Genomic DNA, 18,062 nt, shown 5'->3' on the forward strand with positions numbered 1-18,062 from the left:
CACCGAAGGCTGCGTCAAGAACCAGCCTGGAAAAGCCGATGACCACGCCCGCCGCCGCCCGGAACACCCCCTATTGGTGGGAAGACGCGCCGCCCCGCCCGCTGCCTGAACGGGCCCTGCCGAAATCGGCGGATGTCGTCATCGTCGGGGCGGGCTATGCGGGTCTCTCGGCCGCCCTGACGCTGGCACGGGCGGGGCGGGCGGTCACGGTCCTTGACCGGATGAACCCGGGCGAGGGCGCATCGTCCCGCAATGGCGGCATCACCAGCGGAAATATCCGGCTGGGCTTTGACCAGCTTCGCCGCCGTTATGGCGAGGAACGCGCGCTGGCCATCGAGGCCGAGGGCAAGACCGCGCGCGAATTCCTCCGGGACATGATCCGGGCCGAGGGGCTGGACTGCGATTTCCAGCAGACGGGCCGGTTCTATGGCGTGATCGGCGCCCGGGAATATGAGGCTGCCGCCCGCAGCGCCGAGAACCTGCATCGCAAGCTGGGGATCGAGTCCTTTGCCGTGCCCCATGCGGAACAGCGCCGCTATGTGGGCACCGACTATTACCGGGGCGGCTCGGTCCGGATGGATATCGGCGGGCTGCATCCTGCGAAATTTCACGCCGAAATCCTGCGGATCACGCTTGCGGCCGGCGCGTCGGTCCATTCCGGCATCGCCGTGACCGGGATCGAGGGCGACAAGGGGCGGTTCCGCGTCGTCACATCCGGGGGCGAGCTCGCGGCCCGGCAGGTTCTGGTCTGCACCAACGGATATACGGACGGCGCGGCGCCCTATCTGCGGCGGCGCCTTGTGCCGGTGCGCAGCCGCATGATCGCGACCGAGCCGCTGACGCCCGAGGTGATGGACCGCCTGATGCCCCGGCGCATGATGGTGGGCGAGGGCAAGGTGCTCGGTTATTACTACCGCCCCTCGCCCGACGGCCGTTCCATCCTGCTCGGGGGGCGGGACGCGACGCAATCCGGCGACTCGGCGCATCCCACGATCATGCTGCGGCAGGGCCTGATCGAACTTTTTCCGGAACTGGAGGGCGTGACGCTCAGCCATAGCTGGTTCGGGAATGTCGCGATGCACCAGGACATGATCCCCCGGATATTCGAGCACAAGGGCCTGACCTATGCGACCGGGTTCTGCGGGTCGGGCGTGGTCTGGGCGCCATGGATCGGGAACCGCGCGGCGCTCAAGCTTTTGGGGGATGACGCGGCGCGGTCGGCCTTTGACATGCGCCCGCCGCCCTTCGTTCCGCTTTACGCCGGCAAGCCGTGGTTCATGCCGCCCCTGATCCAGGCCTATCGCCTGCAGGATCGCATCGCGCTGGCCCGGGCGCAGAGGTAGGGGGCACCCCGGCTGCAGGAGGTCGAACACACCTTTCCGATGACAGGTGGGATGGGCTGGCACCGACGCAATCCGACAGTGCCCAAACTGACTGCGCCCGAACCGACTGCGCCCAAGGCCCCGCCGCACAGTAAGCCCCGTCCGCACCGACAGGCTTGCCTGCGAGGCCCGATGCCAGGTTGCACCCTAGCTGCGGCTAGGCAAGTCGCATCTTCAGAAACGCTCGCAACTCCATGGCCGCGCCGACACGGCCGGATGCGTCTGACCGCACCCGCGTGGCCCGCCGGAACCGGAGTCGGAACCGGGGTCAGAACCGGGGGATGAACCCCGCGGGCGCCTCCCCCTCCCGGATGAAATCGAGCGGCGGGGTCGTGCCGACCATCGTGTTGCGCTTGAATTCGCAGACGACCTCTTCGCCGTCATCCAGCGATGCGACGATCAGGCCGCGACAGATATGACGCGGCCCGTCATAGACATCCACATGCCCGCGAAGCTGCGGGGCCAGCCGGCCATCCAGCGCAAAGCCGTCTTCCCACCAGCGCAGGATCGGATAGACCGCGCCGTTCACATGCACACACAGACGCCCCTTGCGCCGCTGTTCACGGCGATGGGCGGCTGCGATGGCCTCTCGCAGATCCTGCGGCAGATATTCCAGCATGATGGCCCCCGACCCGAAATCCGATTCCTTACACTCAGGATGCGCTTTCGGTCATGAAAATCAAGTTAACCCGAACAGGTTTGGAACGCCCATTGCCCGCCGTGGTTCCCGCGCCGGTCTGTGCAGCGCCGCGCGGGCCCTGCGCGGGGCCGGGGGTTGGCCTTTCGCGCCCGGCGGCCCACCTTGTCCCCAAACGCAAAGGAGATATGGTATGGGCCAGCTGATCGACGGCGTCTGGAACGCCGACTGGTATGACACCAAACGCACGGGCGGCAAATTCGTCCGCTCGACCTCGGGGTTCCGCAACTGGATCACGGCGGACGGCAGCGCCGGTCCCTCGGGCGAGGGCGGCTTTGCCGCCGAAAGCGGGCGCTATCACCTCTATGTCTCATACGCCTGCCCCTGGGCGCACCGGACGCTGATCTTCCGCGTGCTGAAGGGGTTGGAGGATCACATCGGCGTTTCCGCCGTCCATCCCGACATGCTGAAGGACGGCTGGACCTTTTCGACCGACTTTCCCGGCGCGACGGGCGACGATCTGTTCGGCCTGCCCTTCCTGCGCGATCTCTACACGCGCGCGAAGCCCGATGTTTCAGGCCATGTGACGGTGCCCGTCCTCTGGGACAAGGCGCGGAACACGATCGTCTCGAACGAAAGCTCCGAGATCATCCGCATGTTCAACGGGGCCTTCGACGGGATCACCGGCAACAGCGACGACTACTGGCCCGAGGACCTGCGCGACCAGATCGAGGAAATCAACACGCGCGTCTATGACGGGCTGAACAACGGTGTCTACAAGGCTGGGTTCGCGACCGAACAGGCCCCCTATGACGAGGCCGTGCGCGGCGTCTTCGAGACGCTCGACTGGATGGAGGACCACCTGTCGAAGAACCGCTATCTGGCGGGGGATCGCGTGACCGAGGCCGACTGGCGCGCCTTTACCTCGCTCGTGCGGTTCGACCCGGTCTATCACCTGCATTTCAAGTGCAACCGGCGCCGGATCATCGACTACCCGAACCTGTGGGCCTATACGCGTGAGCTCTATCAATGGCCGGGCGTGGCGGGCACGGTGAACTTCGAGCATATCGTTCGCCACTATCACTACAGCCACGACACGATAAACCCGAACCGGATCATCCCGATCAACCCCGATCCGGACTTTGACGCCCCCCACGGCTGCACCTGAGGCTTGCACGGGACGCCGGCATAGGCTTGATGGGCCCTGACGGAGGTGCCCATGACGGCCAGAACGGGGACAACACGCGATCACGGCGGCGGCGTCGATGCGGCGGCGGCGCAGTATGGCGGCACGCGGGCGGACTGGCTGGATCTTTCGACCGGCATCAACCCGCGCCCCTACCCCATCCCGCAGCTTTCGGCCGACTGCTGGACCGCCCTGCCCGACCGCACCGCCGCGGCGGCGCTCGAGGATGCCGCCCGCCGCTTCTGGTCGGTGCCCGAAGGCGCGGCCGTGCTTGCGGCGCCCGGCGCCTCGGCGCTGATCGCGCGGATACCGTCGCTTGCCCCACCTGGGGCCGTGACGATCCGGCAACCCACCTACAATGAACATGCCGCGGCCTTTGCGGCAGAGGGATGGACGCTGGCGGACGGCGCCGCCGCCTCGGTCGTGGTGCATCCCAACAACCCCGACGGGCGGCTCTGGGACCGGCACCGCGCGCCCCTCCAGATCGTGGACGAAAGCTTTTGCGACGTGATGCCGGACGCCTCGGCCATTGCGCGGGCGGCCGAGCCGGGGATGATCGTGCTCAAGTCCTTTGGCAAGTTCTGGGGCCTTGCGGGGCTGCGGCTGGGCTTTGCCATCGGTGATCCGGCGCTGATTGCGCGGCTGGCCGGGATGCTGGGGCCCTGGCCGGTTTCAGGACCCGCGCTGGCCATCGGCGCGGCGGCGCTGACGGATGAGGGCTGGGCCAGGGAAACGCGCGCCCGGCTCGCCCGCGACGCGGCACGGCTCGACGCCCTGATCGGCGCGCCGGTTGTCGGGGGAACGACGCTTTTCCGGCTCTATGCGGTCGATGACGCCGCCGCGTGGCAGGCGCGGCTTGCCCGCCACCGGATCTGGAGCCGCATCTTTCCCTATAGCCGCACCTGGCTGCGGCTGGGGCTGCCCGACGGGCCGGGCTGGGACCGGTTGGAAAAGGCGCTGCTGGCATGAGCTTTGCGGCGATGCTCTTTCTTGCGCTGCTGCTGGACGCGGCAATGGGCGAGCCGCGCTGGCTCTGGCAACGGCTGCCGCACCCGGCGGTCCTGATGGGGCGCGCCGTGGGCTGGTGCGATGCCCGCTTCAACCATGGCGCGGCGCGCAAGGCGAGGGGCATCGCGGTGATGCTGGCGCTCGGCCTTGGGGCGCTGTTCCTCGGGGGGGTGCTGTCGCAACTGCCCGCGCCGTTCCAGATCGTGATCGCGGCGATCCTTCTGGCGCAGCGCAGCCTTGTGGATCATGTCCGCGCGGTGGCTGCCGGTCTGCGCATGGGCCTGCCCGAGGGGCGGCGCATGGTGGCCCGGATCGTCAGCCGCGACACCGCCCCTATGGATGAAACCGCCGTCGCCCGCTCGGCAATCGAGAGCGGGGCAGAAAATCTGTCGGACGGGGTGATCGCCCCGGCCTTCTGGTTCCTGATCCTCGGGCTGCCGGGGCTGCTCCTTTACAAGATCACCAACACCGCCGACAGCATGATCGGCTATCGTACGCCCCGGCATCAGGATTTCGGCTGGGCGGCGGCGCGGTTCGACGACCTGCTGAACTGGGTGCCCGCGCGTCTGACCGCCATCCTGATCGCGGCGGCGCATCTGCGCGCCGACATCTGGCCCCTGATCCGGCGCGACGCGGCGCTGCACCGGTCCCCCAACGCCGGCTGGCCCGAGGCGGCAATGGCCCCGGTTCTGGGCGTGGCGCTGGCGGGGCCGCGCAGCTATGACGGGCGGATGCAGGATTTTCCCTTTGTCCACCCGGAAGGCCGCCGGACGCTGGATGCTGCGGATGTCGAGGCCGCCTGCCATGCGCTCTGGCGGACATGGGCCGTCGCGCTCGGCGTTGTGGGCGTGCTGGCGCTGGTCTAGGCGACCATCGCCTCGGCCTTTTTCAGGTCGACGCTGACAAGCTGGCTGACGCCCTGTTCCACCATGGTGACGCCGAACAGCCGGTCCATGCGCGCCATGGTCACGGCATGGTGGGTGATGATCAGGAACCGCGTGTCGGTGCGCCGCGTCATCTCGTCCAGGAGGTCGCAGAACCGGGTCACATTCGCGTCGTCCAGCGGGGCGTCCACCTCATCCAGCACGCAGATCGGGGCCGGGTTGGCAAGGAATACCGCAAAGATCAGCGCCATCGCAGTCAGCGTCTGTTCCCCGCCCGACAACAGCGACAGCGTGGCAAGTTTCTTGCCCGGAGGCTGACACATGATCTCGAGCCCGGCATCCAGCGGGTCCTCGGATTCGACCAGAACCAGCCGTGCCTCGCCCCCGCCAAAGAGATGGGTGAAGAGCATGGCGAAATTGCGGTTCACCTGCTCGAACGCCGCCAGCAGACGTTCGCGCCCCTCCCGGTTCAGCCCGGCGATCCCGGCGCGCAGCTTCTTGACCGCCTCCTGCAGATCGGCCTTTTCGGTCGTCAGCGTGTCGTATTCGCCCTGAACCTCGCGCGCGTCCTCTTCGGCGCGCAGGTTGACCGCGCCAAGCCCGTCGCGGCTACGCCGGAGGCGGATGATCTCGGCCTCGATCTCTTCGGCGGGGGGCATCGCATCGGGGTCGAGCCCGAGCCGGGCGAGCAGCGCCGCCGGTTCCTCCTCGGTCTCTTCGCGGATACGCTCGGCGGCAAGTGCCAGCGTCTCGCGCGCGGCCTCAAGCCGGGCCTCGGCGCGGGCGCGGGCCTCGCGCGTCTCGCCTGCCCGGCGCTCGGTCTCGCGTTCAGCATCGAGGGCCGCGCGCAATGCCGCCTCGGCCTCGGCAAGGGCCGCGCCGGCTGCATCGCGGCGGATTTCCGCGCCCCGGGCGGCCTCACCCAGTTCTTCCCGCCGCTCGGCGAGTTCCAGCGGGCGCTCCTGCGCCTCGGTCAGGTCGGCTTCGGCCTTCGCGCGCCGCGCCGCCAGATCCGCGCCCCGCCGCGCCGCCGTCTCTTGCCGGTTGCGCCAGGTGGCCAGTTCCTTGGCGACCTCCTGCGCGCGGCGAACCCGCGCCTCGCCGTCGCGGCGCGTTTCGTCATGGGCCGCGCGGCGGGTCATCATCGTCATGCGCGCGGCCTCGACCGCGGTGCGCAGATCCTCGACCCCCGCGCGGGCCTGATCCAGATCCCCCAGATCCTCGACCGCCGCCGCGGCCTCGGACAGACGCAGCCGCGCCTCGCCGGCCTCATCCTCATGGCGCGAACGGGCCAGCCGCGCGGCCTCCAGCCGGCCACCTGCGACGGACCTGTCCGCCTCGGCCCGCGACAGGGCCCGGTTCGCCTCGGTCAGGCGGGCATCCGCCGCCCGCCGGTCGTCCCGCGCGGCCTGATCGGCCCGCACGGCCCCGGCAAGATGCGCCTGCGCGGCCTCATGCGCCTCGCGCGCGGCATCGGCGCGGCCCTCGGCCTGATCGAGATCGCGTTCCAGCGCAGCAAGCCGGTTGAGCTGCTGCAACCGCAGGGCCGCCGCCGAGGGCGCATCGGCCGCGGCGCTCCGAAAGCCGTCCCAGCGCCAGAGATCGCCGGCGGCCGAGACGAGCCGTTGCCCCGGCTTCAGATCAGGTTGCAGGGCCGCGCCATGGTCGGGCGGCACAAGACCGACCTGCGCAAGGCGGCGCGCAAGAACGGGCGGCGCCTCGACCCACGCCGCAAGCGGCTCTGCCCCGGCGGGCAGCGGCTGCGGCGCCGGATAGTCCGGCAACAGGGCCCAGCCGGTCGCCCCGGCATCGGAAATCTCGGGCGCCCGCAGATCGTCGGCAAGGGCCGCGCCAAGCGCCTGTTCATATCCCGGCACCACCCGCAGGCGGTCGAGGATCTGCGTTCCGCCATCCGCGTCACGGGTGACCAGCCGCGACAGCGCCCCCCATTCGGCGCGAAGCGCGCTCGCCTCGCCCTCGGCGCCAGAGCGGGCGGCGCGCGCCTCGGCTTCGGCGGACTGGGCGGCGGCGCGGGCCGCTTCGGCTTCGGCAAGGCGGGCCTCGGCGGCCTCCGACAGGTCGAGCGCGGTGGCACCTGCCTCTTCCGCCGCCGTGACCTCTTCCTCGGCCCGGGCGAGCGCCTCCGCCGCCGCCGTCTCGGCGGAACGGGCGCGAAGGCTCTCGCCCTCGGCCTTTTCCAGCGTCGTGCGGATCTCGGCCAGCGCGCGATGGGCGGACTGATGACGGGCGGCAAGACGCGCCACATCCTCGGTCACGGCGCTCAGGTCGGCTTCGCGCGCGGCGAGGGTCGAGGCCGCCTCGCGCGCGGCATCGGCGCTGGCGGCCAGCCTCGCCTCATGGCCCTCTCCGGCCTTCGCAAGCTGCGCGGTCTCCCATTCCAGCTGGGTGATCGTTTCCTCGGCATCGCGGTTGAGGCCCGCTTCCCGCTCGGTATCGCGGAGGATCTGCGTCACCTGTGCGCGCAGCGCGTCAATGGCGGCATGGGCGCGGGTTTCCTGATCCTGCAGCATGTCGCGTTCCGCGATCAGCCGTTGTAGCACCGCCGTCGCGATCGTCTCTTCCTCGCGCAGGGGGGGAAGTGCCGCCTCGGCCCCTTCCCGGGCGGCAACCGCGTCGCGCGCTGCGGCCTCGGCCAGCGCCGCATCGCGCCGGCAGCCCGCCTCGGCCCCGGCCGCCTGCGCCTGCGCGACCTCTGCCTCGCGCCAGCGCCGGAAAAGCAGCATCCCCTCGGCCCGCCGCAATGCCTCGCCCAGTTCGCGGTAGCGCGCCGCCTGCCGGGCCTGCCGTGCGAGCGTCTGCAATTGCGCGGCCAGCGCCTCGGTCACATCCTCGACCCGGGCCAGGTTCGCCTCGGTCGCGTTCAGCCGCAGTTCCGCCTCATGCCGGCGCTGGTAAAGCCCCGAGATGCCCGCGGCCTCTTCCAGTATGCGGCGGCGGGCCTTGGGCTTGGCGCTGATCAGTTCGACGATCTGGCCCTGCCGCACCAGCGCCGGCGAATGGGCGCCCGTCGAGGCGTCGGCAAAAAGCATCTGCACATCGCGTGCCCGCACGTCGCGGGTATTGACCTTGTAGGCCGAGCCGGCATCGCGGGTGATCCGGCGGACCACTTCCAGCGCGTCGCTGTCGTTGAACCCGGCGGGCGCGAGGCGTTCGGCATTGTCCAGGGTCAGCGCCACCTCGGCGAAGTTGCGCGCGGGGCGGCTGCTGGTCCCTGCAAAGATCACATCCTCCATCCCGCCGCCGCGCATGGCCGAGGCGCGGTTCTCCCCCATCACCCAGCGCAGCGCCTCGAGCAGGTTGGATTTGCCGCAGCCATTCGGGCCGACAACGCCGGTCAACCCCTCGGCGATCACCAGATCCGTGGGGTCGACAAAGCTCTTGAAGCCGTTCAGCCGCAGGCGGGTAAAGCGCAAGGTCCGGTCCGTCGAAAGTCAGGGCCCATGGGTCGGGCGGTCCGGCATCCTTGGGAAACCGGCGGGTAAAGTCAACCGGCGGCGGGGAATGGGGAGGCCGGACCGGGGCTCTGCCCCGGACCCCGGGATATTTTTGGCCAAGAAGAAGGGCGGAAAGGGTGGCGGATTGCGACCGTGCCGCGGCATATCGCTTGCGGGGGGCGCCGGACTGGCGCAGAAGAGGCGGGGTTGCGCGCGCAGACCGCGCGTCGCGCGGCCCGGCCCAACGGGATGAGGCGCGCCAGCGCCGAAGACGGGCGGGAGAGCCCCGTCGCCACCACGAGGAACCGCGGGAAATGCAGATCACCATCGCCGTTGCCTCACCGCTCAGCCCCGAGGGGCGGGCGTTGGCCGGGGAAAGCCAGCGGTTTCTGGAAACGGTTTTCCCGCCCGAGGAGATCTTCAGCTTTTCCGCGGAGGAACTTGCGGCCAAGGGCACGACCTTTCTTGTCGCAAGCGACGCGGGCGGGGCGCTTGGCTGTGTCGCGCTGGTGGAGATGGGCGATTACGGTGAGATCAAGCGCCTGTTCGTGCGGGACCGGGCGCGGGGGCTGGGGGTTGCCCGCGCCCTCATGCAGGCGCTGGAGGAACGCGCGCGGGCGGTTGGGCTGCCCGTTCTGCGGCTGGAGACGGGCCCGGCACTGAGCGCCGCCTGTGCGCTTTACCGCAGCGTGGGCTATCGCGAATGCGGGCCGTTCGGCGGCTATCCGGATATCCCTTCGAACCTCTTCATGGAGAAGCGGCTTTGACGGGGTTTGATGCGCGCCCCGGAGCGGGGGCGCGGCACAGGCCTGTCGCGGTTAGTCGTGCTTCATCGCCTCGGCCCGGGTCTGGCTGAGGCTTTTGCCGGGGGTGAGCATGTCGGGGTCGAGGCGCAATTCGATCACCGCCGGCACGTCCGCTGCCTGCGCGCGGGCGAAGGCCGCCGGGAAATCCGCCGTCCGTTCCACCAGTTCGCCATGACCGCCATAGGCGCGGGCCAGCGCGGCATAGTCGGGGTTGAAGAGATCGGTGCCGCTGACGCGCCCCGGGTAATGGCGTTCCTGATGCATCCGGATCGTGCCGTAGCGCCCGTTATTCGCGACGATCGTGATGACGGCCGCGTCGTATTGGCGGGCGGTGGATAGTTCGTTCAATGTCATCTGGAAACAGCCATCGCCCGCCATGCAGACAACGGTGCGGGAGGGATGTTCAAGCTTGGCCGCCACCGCCGCCGGAAATCCGTAGCCCATGCTGCCGCTGGTGGGGGCCAGCTGTGCCGGAAAGGCCCGCGCGCGATAGTAACGGTGCAGGAAGGCGGCATAGTTGCCCGCGCCGTTGGTGACGATCGCATCTTCGGGCAGCGTCTCGCTCAGCCAGCGCATGACCTCTTCCAGCTGGACGGCGCCGGGGGTGGGGACGGGTTTCGTCCAGGCCTCATAGTCCGCGCGCGCGGCGCGGGTCCATCGGGTCCAGGCGGGGTTTGCCGGGCCGGTGCGCCGGGCGAGATGGGCGATCACCTCGGGCGCGGGGGCGGCGACCGCCACATCGGGGCGCCAGACGCGGCCCAGTTCGTCGGCGTCGGAATGAACGTGCAGGATCGTCTTGCCCGGCGCGGCAGGGTTCACCAGCGTATAGCCGTCGGTCGCGATATCGCCGAAGCGCGACCCGAGGATCAGGAGGCAATCCGCATCCTTGAGGCGCGTGGCAAGGCGCGGGTTCATGCCCACGCTCAGGTCGCCCACATAATTCGGATGGCGGTTATCCATCCGGTCCTGACGGCGGAAGCTGACGGCGACCGGCAGGTCGAAGGCGCGCGCGAACGCGGCCAGATCCTCTGCGGCCCCGGCAGACCAGACCGACCCGCCCGCGATCACCAACGGGCGCTCTGCCTGCGACAGGCGGTCCAGCAGGGCGTCGATCTGGCCCTCGCAGACGGCAGGCGGACGGGCTGCGCGGGCGGGGATGTCGGGCGCGTCGGAGAGCGCGCTCAGCATATCCTCGGGCAGGGCGAGCACCACGGGCCCCGGCCGCCCCGAGGTCGCCACATGGAACGCACGGCTGATATATTCGGGCAGACGCTCGGTCTGATCAACCTCGGTCGCCCATTTCGCGAATGTGCCAAAGACGGCGCGGTAATCGACCTCCTGAAAGGCCTCGCGGTCGCGGTGATCGCGGGCGATCTGGCCGACGAACACGATCATCGGGGTGGAGTCCTGCCGCGCCACATGGATGCCCGAGGCGGCATTGCTCGCCCCCGGCCCGCGCGTGACGAAGAGGATGCCGGGCTGCCCCGTCAGCTTGCCATGGGCCTCGGCCATCATCGCGGCGCCGCCTTCGTGGCGGCAGACGATGTTCTCGATCCCGCTGTCATGCAGGCCGTCAAGCGCGGCAAGGAAGCTTTCGCCGGGGACCGAAAACACCCGCCGCACCCCCTGGATTGCCAGTTGGTCCACCAAAATCTTGCCGCCATGCCGCATGGGATCTGCCTTTCGTTTTGCGGGCCACCTTGCCCCGGTGGATCGGGTTGGGCAAGGGTCAGAAGGGGGTCAGAGGCTTGCCCCGACCCGGAAATCCGGCGGGATCTGATCGCGCCCCTCAAGCAGCAGGTCGACCATGACGGCGGCGACCATCGGTGCCATGCCGAACCCGATCTTGAAACCGCCGTTCGCAATGAAGTGGCCGGGCCGCCCCGGCCATGGCCCGAGCATCGGCGCCCGGCTGCGCGCGCGGGGACGGATACCGGCCCAGCGTTCGATCACCGGCGCTTCCGCCAGCGCGGGGACAAGACGCCGCGCGCGCTCGATCAATGCCTCCAGTTGCGCATCGGTGCCGGTGGGCGCGTCAAAGCTCCGCTCGCTGGTCGAACCGATGGCCACCGTGCCGTCGCCATGGGGCACCACATGCAGGCCATCGACGAAAAGCTGCGGCAGGTCGCGCGCGTCATGGGCAAGGCTAGCCGCCTGCCCCTTGACGCCGGTGCCGACCGCCCGCCCCAGCGCCGCCGAAAGATCGGCAAGCCCCGTCGCGCCGGTGGCCCAGACTGTCGGGCCGGCAGTCCCATGACCGTTTCCCGTGACGATCTCTCCGCCCCGCGCGCGGATCGCCGCGGCAAGCGCCTGCACCGCCTGCCGGGGATGCAACCGCGCGCTGAGCGTGTCGCGGATGAAACGCCCCGTCGGGCTTGGCAGCCGCCATGGGCCCGGGTCTGTCACGACCTCCCACATCGCGGCGCCCTGCCAGAGCACCTGCGCCTCGGCGGCACGGGCCTCTGCCATTGCGACGGCGCGGTCATCGGCAAGCGGTTGCAGCCGCCCCAGCCGCGCGTAACCCGGGTCCTGCCCGCCCGCACCGGCCACACCGTGCCAGAAATCAGGGGCCATCAGCAGGCTTTGCAGCTGGAATGCCTTTTTGCCGTTCCAGTTCTCGGGCACATGCGGTGCAAGGGCACCGACCAGACCGCCGCTCGACCCCGCGCCGATCCCGTCACGTTCGATCACCCGGACCCGCGCGCCGCGGCGCAGACATTCCCAAGCGATGGAAAGGCCAAAGATCCCCGCCCCCACGACTGTTACATCGACCGCCAGATCGCCCATTGCCATTGCCCGCGCCCTTGCCCATTGTCGCCCGCGAACGGGTGTAAGGCAAATCAGCATGTCCGACCAGCGACCGGACCAGATTGCGGACCAGCGGGACCGGATGGCGGATCTCGAATGGCGCGCGGACATGGTGCCGGTATCCACCCGGTTCGATGACCCCTATTTCTCGCTCGGGGACGGGCTGGGCGAGACGCGGCATGTGTTTCTGGCAGGAAACGACCTGCCCGCCCGGTTCCGCCCGGGCTTCCACATCGCCGAGCTTGGGTTCGGGACGGGGCTCAACATGCTTGCCGCACTGCTGGAATGGCGGCGCGCGGGCACAGCCGGCCCGCTCCGTTTCACGAGCTTCGAGGCCTTTCCCCTGCCCGCCACCGACATCGCCCGGGCGTTGCAGGCCTTCCCCGAGGCAGCGGCGATCGCCGGTCCGTTCCTCGACCAATGGGCGGCCGGCGCGACCCGGATCGTGACCGAGGGGCTGGAGGCCGAGGTCATCCTGGGCGACGCGCGCGAAACGCTGCCCCGGTGGCAGGGTCGGGCCGATGCATGGTTCCTGGACGGCTTCTCGCCAGCCAAGAACCCCGAGCTTTGGGACGAAGACCTGATGCGGCAGGTCGGGACCCATACGCAGCCGGGGGGCAGTTTCGCGACCTATACCGCAGCCGGTTTCGTGCGCCGGGCGCTGGCGGCGGCGGGCTTTACGGTGGAACGGCGGCCGGGACACGGATCGAAACGCCACATGACTTCAGGATGGCTGAACCCGACATGACCGAACAGAACACCCGCCTCGGCATCTGGCTCATGGTGGCGACGACCTTCGTCTTTTCGTTGCAGGACGGGCTCTCGCGCCATCTGGCGGCGGAATACAACGTGCTGATGGTCGTGATGATCCGCTACTGGTTCTTTGCGGCCTTTGTCGTCGCGCTGGCCGCGCGGCAGGCGGGGGGCGTGCGCGCCGCCGCCGCGACGCGGCAGCCGCTCTTGCAGATCTTCCGCGGGCTGCTGCTGGCCGGCGAGGTCTGCGTGATGATCCTGGCCTTTACCCGGCTGGGGCTCGTCGAAAGCCACGCGGTCTTCACCTCCTACCCGCTTCTGGTCGCGGCCCTCTCGGGCCCGGTTCTGGGCGAAAAGGTCGGCTGGCGCCGCTGGACGGCCATCGCCATCGGCTTTGCCGGGGTGCTGATCATCCTGCAACCGGGCTACGGCGTCTTTTCGCCCCTTGCCGCGATCCCGCTGCTGGCGGCGTTCATGTTCGCGCTTTACGGGCTCCTGACACGCTATGCCGCGCGGCAGGACACCAGCGCGGTCAGCTTTTTCTGGACCGGCACGACCGGGGCCGTCGCGATGACCGCGGCCGGGATATGGTTCTGGGAACCGATGACCGCCGCCGACTGGGGATGGATGGCACTCTTGTGCTGCATGGGTTCGCTCGGGCACTGGCTTCTGATCAAGTGCTACGAGGTCGCCGAGGCGAGCGCCGTGCAGCCCTTTGCCTATCTTCAGCTGGTCTTCGTCGCGATCCTGGGGGTCACGCTTTTCGGGGAAACCGTTCGGCTGAATGTCGCGATCGGCGCGCTGGTCGTGGTCGGGGCGGGTCTCTTTACCCTCTGGCGGCAGCGCAAGGTGGGGGCTAGCGCCCCTTCATCTCTGCCACCATCGTAAGGGGGACGGGGCCACCCGCCAGACGCGCGCGATAGATCATCCGCGATTCCATCACCCGCATGATGTAGTTGCGCGTCTCGGTAAAGGGCACCATCTCGACCCAGTCGATCACGTCCACATCGGCTTCACGCGGGTCGCCCAGCGTCCTGATCCATGTGCGGGGCCGTCCGGGTCCGGCATTGTAGCCCGCGGCCACAAGGACGGGGTTAGACCCGAATTCCTCGATAAGCACGGCCAGATAGGCGGTACCCAGACGCGCATTGTAATCGGCATCCCGGGTCAGCCGCGCAAAATCATAGGGTTCGCCCAGCTTGCGCGCCATCATCTCGGCGGTGCCCGGCATCACCTGCATCAGGCCGCGCGCGCCGGCCGGGCTGATCACCGTGTGGTCAAACTCGCTTTCGCGCCGGGCGATGGCCAGCGCAAGCTCTCGCCGCACCGGCATGTCCAGATCGGCCAGCGAGGTCAGCGGGAAATACGGCTCCGGCAGGATCACACCCCGCGCCGCCGCCTGCTTGGCGATCAGAAGGGCTGTGTTCGGCTCGCCCATCTCCAGCGCCATGGCGGCCAGCCGGCCCAGATCGGGCGCGGGCAGCCCCTCGGCCAGATGCAGCAGGAACCGGCGCGCAAGCGGGCGGTCGCCGGCCTCTTGCAACATCATCGCGGCCTGAAAGACGGAACTGTCGCGAAAGCCTGCCTCGCGCCAGTCGCCATAGGTCTCCCGCCCCGCCAGCGACGGGTCCATCGGCAGGTCCGCCGCCTCGGCCGACAAAAGCCCGTAATACGATGTCTGGTGCTGCGCGCCAAAGGCATAGGCCTCTTGCGCGGCCTCGGCATTGCCGAGCGCCGCATGGGTCCGCCCCAGCCAGTAGCCTGCACGGCCAAGGCTGATCGGGCTGCTCACGCCCTCGGCCAGCCGGGTGAAATGGACCAGCGCCGTTTGCGGATCGTCCAGCAGGCGCAGCGCGATGAACCCCGCCAGCCATTCGAGATCGGCGAAATCCGCGCCCGCCTCCAGATGATGCTGCGAGGCGACCTGATAGGCCCGCGCGGGATCACCCTCGCGCATTTCCCGCCGCGCCAGAAGCGCGCGCCGGGGCGCCCATGTGGCAGGCTCGCCCAATGCCTCGGCCGAGGTGCTGCGTTCGAGGATCAGGTCCGTCGCGCTGTCGTAAAGGCTGTTGACCATCCGCCAGGCGAACCGGTCCCAGGCAAGGCCCGCATCCTGCGCCAGTTCGGACGGAACGGCGGCGATGCGGGCATCGACGCCCGGCTGGCGCGCCTGCAGGGCGATCCGCGCCTCGGCCAGCCGCCGCCGCGCCGGATCGACCAGTACCAGCATCCGTTCGGCATCCTGGCGGTGCCCCGCCGCCAGCATCGCATCGAGCCGCGCCTGATGATGTGGCGCCAGCAGATCGCCAAAGACGGCCATCACCTGATCGTGCTGTTCGGCGCTCATGGCAAAGCTGCGCCACAGCCGGACCGCCGCCGCGCCCGCCTCCTCGTTCCGGCCCTCGACCCGCAGCGCCAGCGCATGGGCAATGGCGCCATCGGCCGTCAGGGGCGCCGTGCCGTCGAAAAAGGCGATGATCTCCTCGGGGCCGCGCGCGGTGGCGGCCATCGCCTCTTCGCCCTTCTGGCGCAGGAACGGCAGCCCCGGCCAGTCGGGGCGCCGCGCGAGGAAGGCCTGAACCTCGGCCAGCGTGCCCTGTCCCGCCCGCAGCCGGTGCCATTCCACGATATCGGCCGCGACCGGGCCCGCCGGCTGCGCTGCGGCGCCGGCCGCCGCCCAGTCCCGCGCCGCCACGCGCTTCAGCGCGGCCTCCAGCGCGGGATCGGCATGGGCAGGCGTGGCCCAGCCAAGGCCGGTCAGCAGCGTGGTGGCAAGCAAAAGGGCGCAGGCGGCACGGGTGGCGCGGGTCGAGGGGGTCACGGGGCGCAGGCTCTTTCTGTTCCGGGCATCATGGGTCGCGGGCAGAGTAACCCCTGGGTCCGGGGCCGCAACACACAAACTTGGCAAGCCCCGCGCAGGGGGCTAGGTTCCGCCGGATCGACCGGGCGATTCCCGCCCCATATCAAGGAGAAGCGTGTCATGATCAAAGGGTCCATTCCAGCCCTGGTGACGCCGTTCAAGGACGGCGAACTGGATCTCGACACGCTCAAGGCGCTGGTCGAATGGCAGATCGCCGAAGGCTCGTCCGGGATCGTGCCCGTGGGCACGACGGGCGAAAGCCCCACGCTCAGCCACGAGGAACATGAACGCGTGATCGAAGAGGTCGTGCGCGCCGTCGCGGGACGTGTGCCGGTGATCGCGGGCGCGGGATCGAACAGCACCGCCGAGGGGCTGCGCCTGATCCGCCATGCGGAACGGGTCGGCGCCGATGCGGCGCTGGTCGTCACCCCCTATTACAACAAGCCGACGCAGGCGGGGCTGATCGCGCATTTCACCGCCGTGCACGATTGCTGCAACCTGCCGATCATCATCTACAACATTCCCGGCCGCTCGGTCGTCGACATGCTGCCGGAAACGATGGGCGAACTGGCGAAACTGCCACGCATCGCCGGCGTCAAGGACGCCACCGGCAAGATCGAGCGTGTGTCCCTGCAGCGCGAGACCTGCGGGCGCGACTTCATCCAGCTTTCGGGCGAGGATGCGACAGCCCTTGGCTTCAACGCCCATGGCGGCGTGGGCTGCATCAGTGTGACCGCCAACGTGGCCCCGCGCCTCTGCGCCGAATTCCAGGCGGCGACGCTTGCCGGCGACTATGCCATGGCGCTGGACTATCAGGACCGGCTGATGCCGCTGCATACAGCGATCTTCCTGGAACCGGGGCTGGCGGGGGCGAAATACGCCCTCTCGCGGCTCGGAAAATGCTCGGCCGAGGTGCGGCTGCCGCTGACGCCCCTGACCGACGCGACCAAGGCGCGGATCGACGCTGCCATGCGCCATGCCGGGCTGATCTGACGGATCTCGGGCCCGGGGCGGGTCTCTGGCCTGGGCTCAGCCAAGATCGCGCGCGGCCTGCCGCAGGGCCGCGACGAATTCCGACATCAGCGCCGTGGGCATCCAGCCGCGGCGCGTCGTGATCCCCATGGGACGCCGGTTCCCGGGCAGCGCCGCATCGAGCGTGGTCAGCAACCCCGACCGGATTTCGTATTGCACCTGATGCGCGGACAAAAGCGCCAGATGATCCCCGCGTGTCAGCAATCCGCGTATCGCGACAAGTGATCCCGTCTCGACGCTGCGCCTTGCGGGCATGTCAGGCGGGAATCCCTGCGCCAGTTCCTCGAACGTCCCGCGCGAGGGTGTGCCGCGCCGGGCGACGATCCAGGGAAAGGCCGCCATCTCGGCCGGGCCGATCCCTGCCCGTCCGTCCAGGGGATGCCCCGCCCGCGCCACCACGGCGAGGTCGAAATCGAGGATCGGTTCCTGCACCAGTCCCCGCCCCGGCGGGCCGTCGCGCAAGGCGCCCACCAGAAGGTCGATACGCCCGCGTTCCAGATCTGCGACATGGCGGTTGTATTCCCCTTCCAGTATCTCGAACCGCGCCCGGGGATGGCGCTGCGCCACCACCGACACGGCATCGGGCACGATCTGCGTCCGCGCCAGCGGAAGGGTTCCCACCGCGACAAGGCCCGCGAATTCGCCCCGCGCCTCGCGCAATTCGTCGGCGGCATTCTCCAGCTCCTTCAACGCCAGTGCCGACCAGCGCGCGACCTCGCGCCCGGCGGCCGAGAAATGCAGCGCGTGGCGCGGCCCCTCGAACAGCGGCACCTCCAGCAGGGCCTCCACATGGCGCGCCATGCGCTGCACGGCAGGCTCGGACAACCCCAGAAGCCGCGCGGCACCGGCAAAGCTCTCGGCCTCGGCAAAGGCCGAGAGGGCGCGCAGATGCGGCGTGGTCAGGCGATGTTCCAGCCGGGTTTCCTGCCGGGTTTCCTGCCGGGGCGCCTGCGCATCAACTGTCGCGCCCCCGGGCACCGGTCGTTGCCGCGCCAGCGCCGCACAGCCCGCCCGCACCAAGGCCAGCGCTCGCTCGGCCCGCCTGGCAAACAGCGCCCCCTCGGCCGTCGCCGACAGGGCCCCCCGCCGCCGTTCGAGCAAAGGCGCGGCCAGATCGGTTTCCAGCCGTGCGAGCGCCTGCGAGGCGGCGGGCTGCGAGACGCCCATCCGCGATGCGGCCTCGGTCATGGACCCCACCGACAGGCACAGGCTGAACAGCCGGACATGGCGCAGGTTCGGGTGAAACGCCAC

At 69.6% G+C, this 18,062-nt stretch carries 14 protein-coding genes; 8 read left to right on the plus strand and 6 right to left on the minus strand.

What is annotated here, in order from left to right; genetic code table 11:
- Positions 1-38 precede the first annotated feature (38 nt).
- Entirely contained in the window at positions 39-1,343 is a 1,305-nt protein-coding gene (locus ACFSGJ_RS04620; RefSeq protein ID WP_390259824.1) for an NAD(P)/FAD-dependent oxidoreductase, read from the plus strand.
- A 307-nt stretch (positions 1,344-1,650) separates the two neighbouring features.
- On the opposite strand, the gene ACFSGJ_RS04625 is transcribed toward ACFSGJ_RS04620, so the two are convergent.
- Positions 1,651-2,001, minus strand: a complete 351-nt coding sequence (locus tag ACFSGJ_RS04625) for a hypothetical protein (RefSeq protein ID WP_390259825.1) — start codon at positions 1,999-2,001, stop codon at positions 1,651-1,653.
- Between the two features lie 211 nt (positions 2,002-2,212).
- Between ACFSGJ_RS04625 and ACFSGJ_RS04630 the strand changes: the two genes are divergently transcribed.
- The 3 genes from ACFSGJ_RS04630 to cbiB are packed head-to-tail and all read left to right on the plus strand — an operon-like array spanning position 2,213 to position 5,079.
- Positions 2,213-3,187, plus strand: a complete 975-nt coding sequence (locus tag ACFSGJ_RS04630) for a glutathione S-transferase family protein (protein WP_390259826.1) — start codon at positions 2,213-2,215, stop codon at positions 3,185-3,187.
- A gap of 51 nt (positions 3,188-3,238) precedes the next feature.
- Positions 3,239-4,174 (plus strand): threonine-phosphate decarboxylase, encoded by a 936-nt coding sequence (locus ACFSGJ_RS04635; RefSeq protein WP_390259827.1) that lies wholly within the window; start codon positions 3,239-3,241, stop codon positions 4,172-4,174.
- Positions 4,171-5,079, plus strand: a complete 909-nt coding sequence (gene cbiB / locus ACFSGJ_RS04640; protein WP_390259828.1) for an adenosylcobinamide-phosphate synthase CbiB — start codon at positions 4,171-4,173, stop codon at positions 5,077-5,079. The genes ACFSGJ_RS04635 and cbiB overlap by 4 nt, the downstream gene beginning before the upstream one ends.
- Here cbiB and ACFSGJ_RS04645 read toward each other — a convergent pair.
- On the minus strand, positions 5,076-8,531 hold the full coding sequence (locus ACFSGJ_RS04645; protein ID WP_390259829.1) for a chromosome segregation SMC family protein: 3,456 nt from the start codon (positions 8,529-8,531) through the stop codon (positions 5,076-5,078). The two genes, cbiB and ACFSGJ_RS04645, sit on opposite strands and share 4 nt — an antisense overlap.
- A gap of 335 nt (positions 8,532-8,866) precedes the next feature.
- Between ACFSGJ_RS04645 and ACFSGJ_RS04650 the strand changes: the two genes are divergently transcribed.
- Entirely contained in the window at positions 8,867-9,319 is a 453-nt protein-coding gene (locus ACFSGJ_RS04650) for a GNAT family N-acetyltransferase (RefSeq protein WP_390259830.1), read from the plus strand.
- A gap of 51 nt (positions 9,320-9,370) precedes the next feature.
- Here the strand turns inward: ACFSGJ_RS04650 and ACFSGJ_RS04655 are convergent, their stop codons facing one another.
- Both ACFSGJ_RS04655 and ACFSGJ_RS04660 read right to left on the minus strand, forming a co-directional pair.
- Positions 9,371-11,029, minus strand: a complete 1,659-nt coding sequence (locus ACFSGJ_RS04655; protein WP_390259831.1) for a thiamine pyrophosphate-binding protein — start codon at positions 11,027-11,029, stop codon at positions 9,371-9,373.
- A 69-nt stretch (positions 11,030-11,098) separates the two neighbouring features.
- Positions 11,099-12,151 carry an NAD(P)/FAD-dependent oxidoreductase gene (locus ACFSGJ_RS04660; RefSeq protein WP_390259832.1) on the minus strand — a complete coding sequence of 351 codons (1,053 nt, stop codon included), beginning with the start codon at positions 12,149-12,151 and terminating at the stop codon, positions 11,099-11,101.
- A gap of 52 nt (positions 12,152-12,203) precedes the next feature.
- On the opposite strand from ACFSGJ_RS04660, the gene mnmC2 reads away from it, so the two are divergent.
- The gene (gene mnmC2 / locus ACFSGJ_RS04665; protein ID WP_390259833.1) at positions 12,204-12,914 is read left to right on the plus strand and encodes a tRNA (5-methylaminomethyl-2-thiouridine)(34)-methyltransferase MnmC2; all 711 of its coding nucleotides are present in this window, start codon (positions 12,204-12,206) and stop codon (positions 12,912-12,914) included.
- The gene (locus ACFSGJ_RS04670; RefSeq protein WP_390260128.1) at positions 12,911-13,807 is read left to right on the plus strand and encodes a DMT family transporter; all 897 of its coding nucleotides are present in this window, start codon (positions 12,911-12,913) and stop codon (positions 13,805-13,807) included. Before mnmC2 ends, ACFSGJ_RS04670 begins: the two co-directional genes overlap by 4 nt.
- Here ACFSGJ_RS04670 and ACFSGJ_RS04675 read toward each other — a convergent pair.
- A complete protein-coding gene (locus tag ACFSGJ_RS04675; protein WP_390259834.1) occupies positions 13,776-15,740 on the minus strand; it encodes a lytic transglycosylase domain-containing protein in 1,965 nt (654 codons plus the stop codon). The two genes, ACFSGJ_RS04670 and ACFSGJ_RS04675, sit on opposite strands and share 32 nt — an antisense overlap.
- A gap of 159 nt (positions 15,741-15,899) precedes the next feature.
- On the opposite strand from ACFSGJ_RS04675, the gene dapA reads away from it, so the two are divergent.
- Positions 15,900-16,772 (plus strand): 4-hydroxy-tetrahydrodipicolinate synthase, encoded by an 873-nt coding sequence (dapA, locus tag ACFSGJ_RS04680; RefSeq protein WP_390259835.1) that lies wholly within the window; start codon positions 15,900-15,902, stop codon positions 16,770-16,772.
- Between the two features lie 36 nt (positions 16,773-16,808).
- Here dapA and ACFSGJ_RS04685 read toward each other — a convergent pair whose 3' ends face one another.
- Positions 16,809-18,062, minus strand: a complete 1,254-nt coding sequence (locus ACFSGJ_RS04685) for a LysR substrate-binding domain-containing protein (RefSeq protein ID WP_390259836.1) — start codon at positions 18,060-18,062, stop codon at positions 16,809-16,811.

The organism is Halodurantibacterium flavum, from assembly GCF_042681825.1.
GTDB classification, from domain to species: Bacteria; Pseudomonadota; Alphaproteobacteria; order Rhodobacterales; family Rhodobacteraceae; genus Halodurantibacterium; species Halodurantibacterium flavum.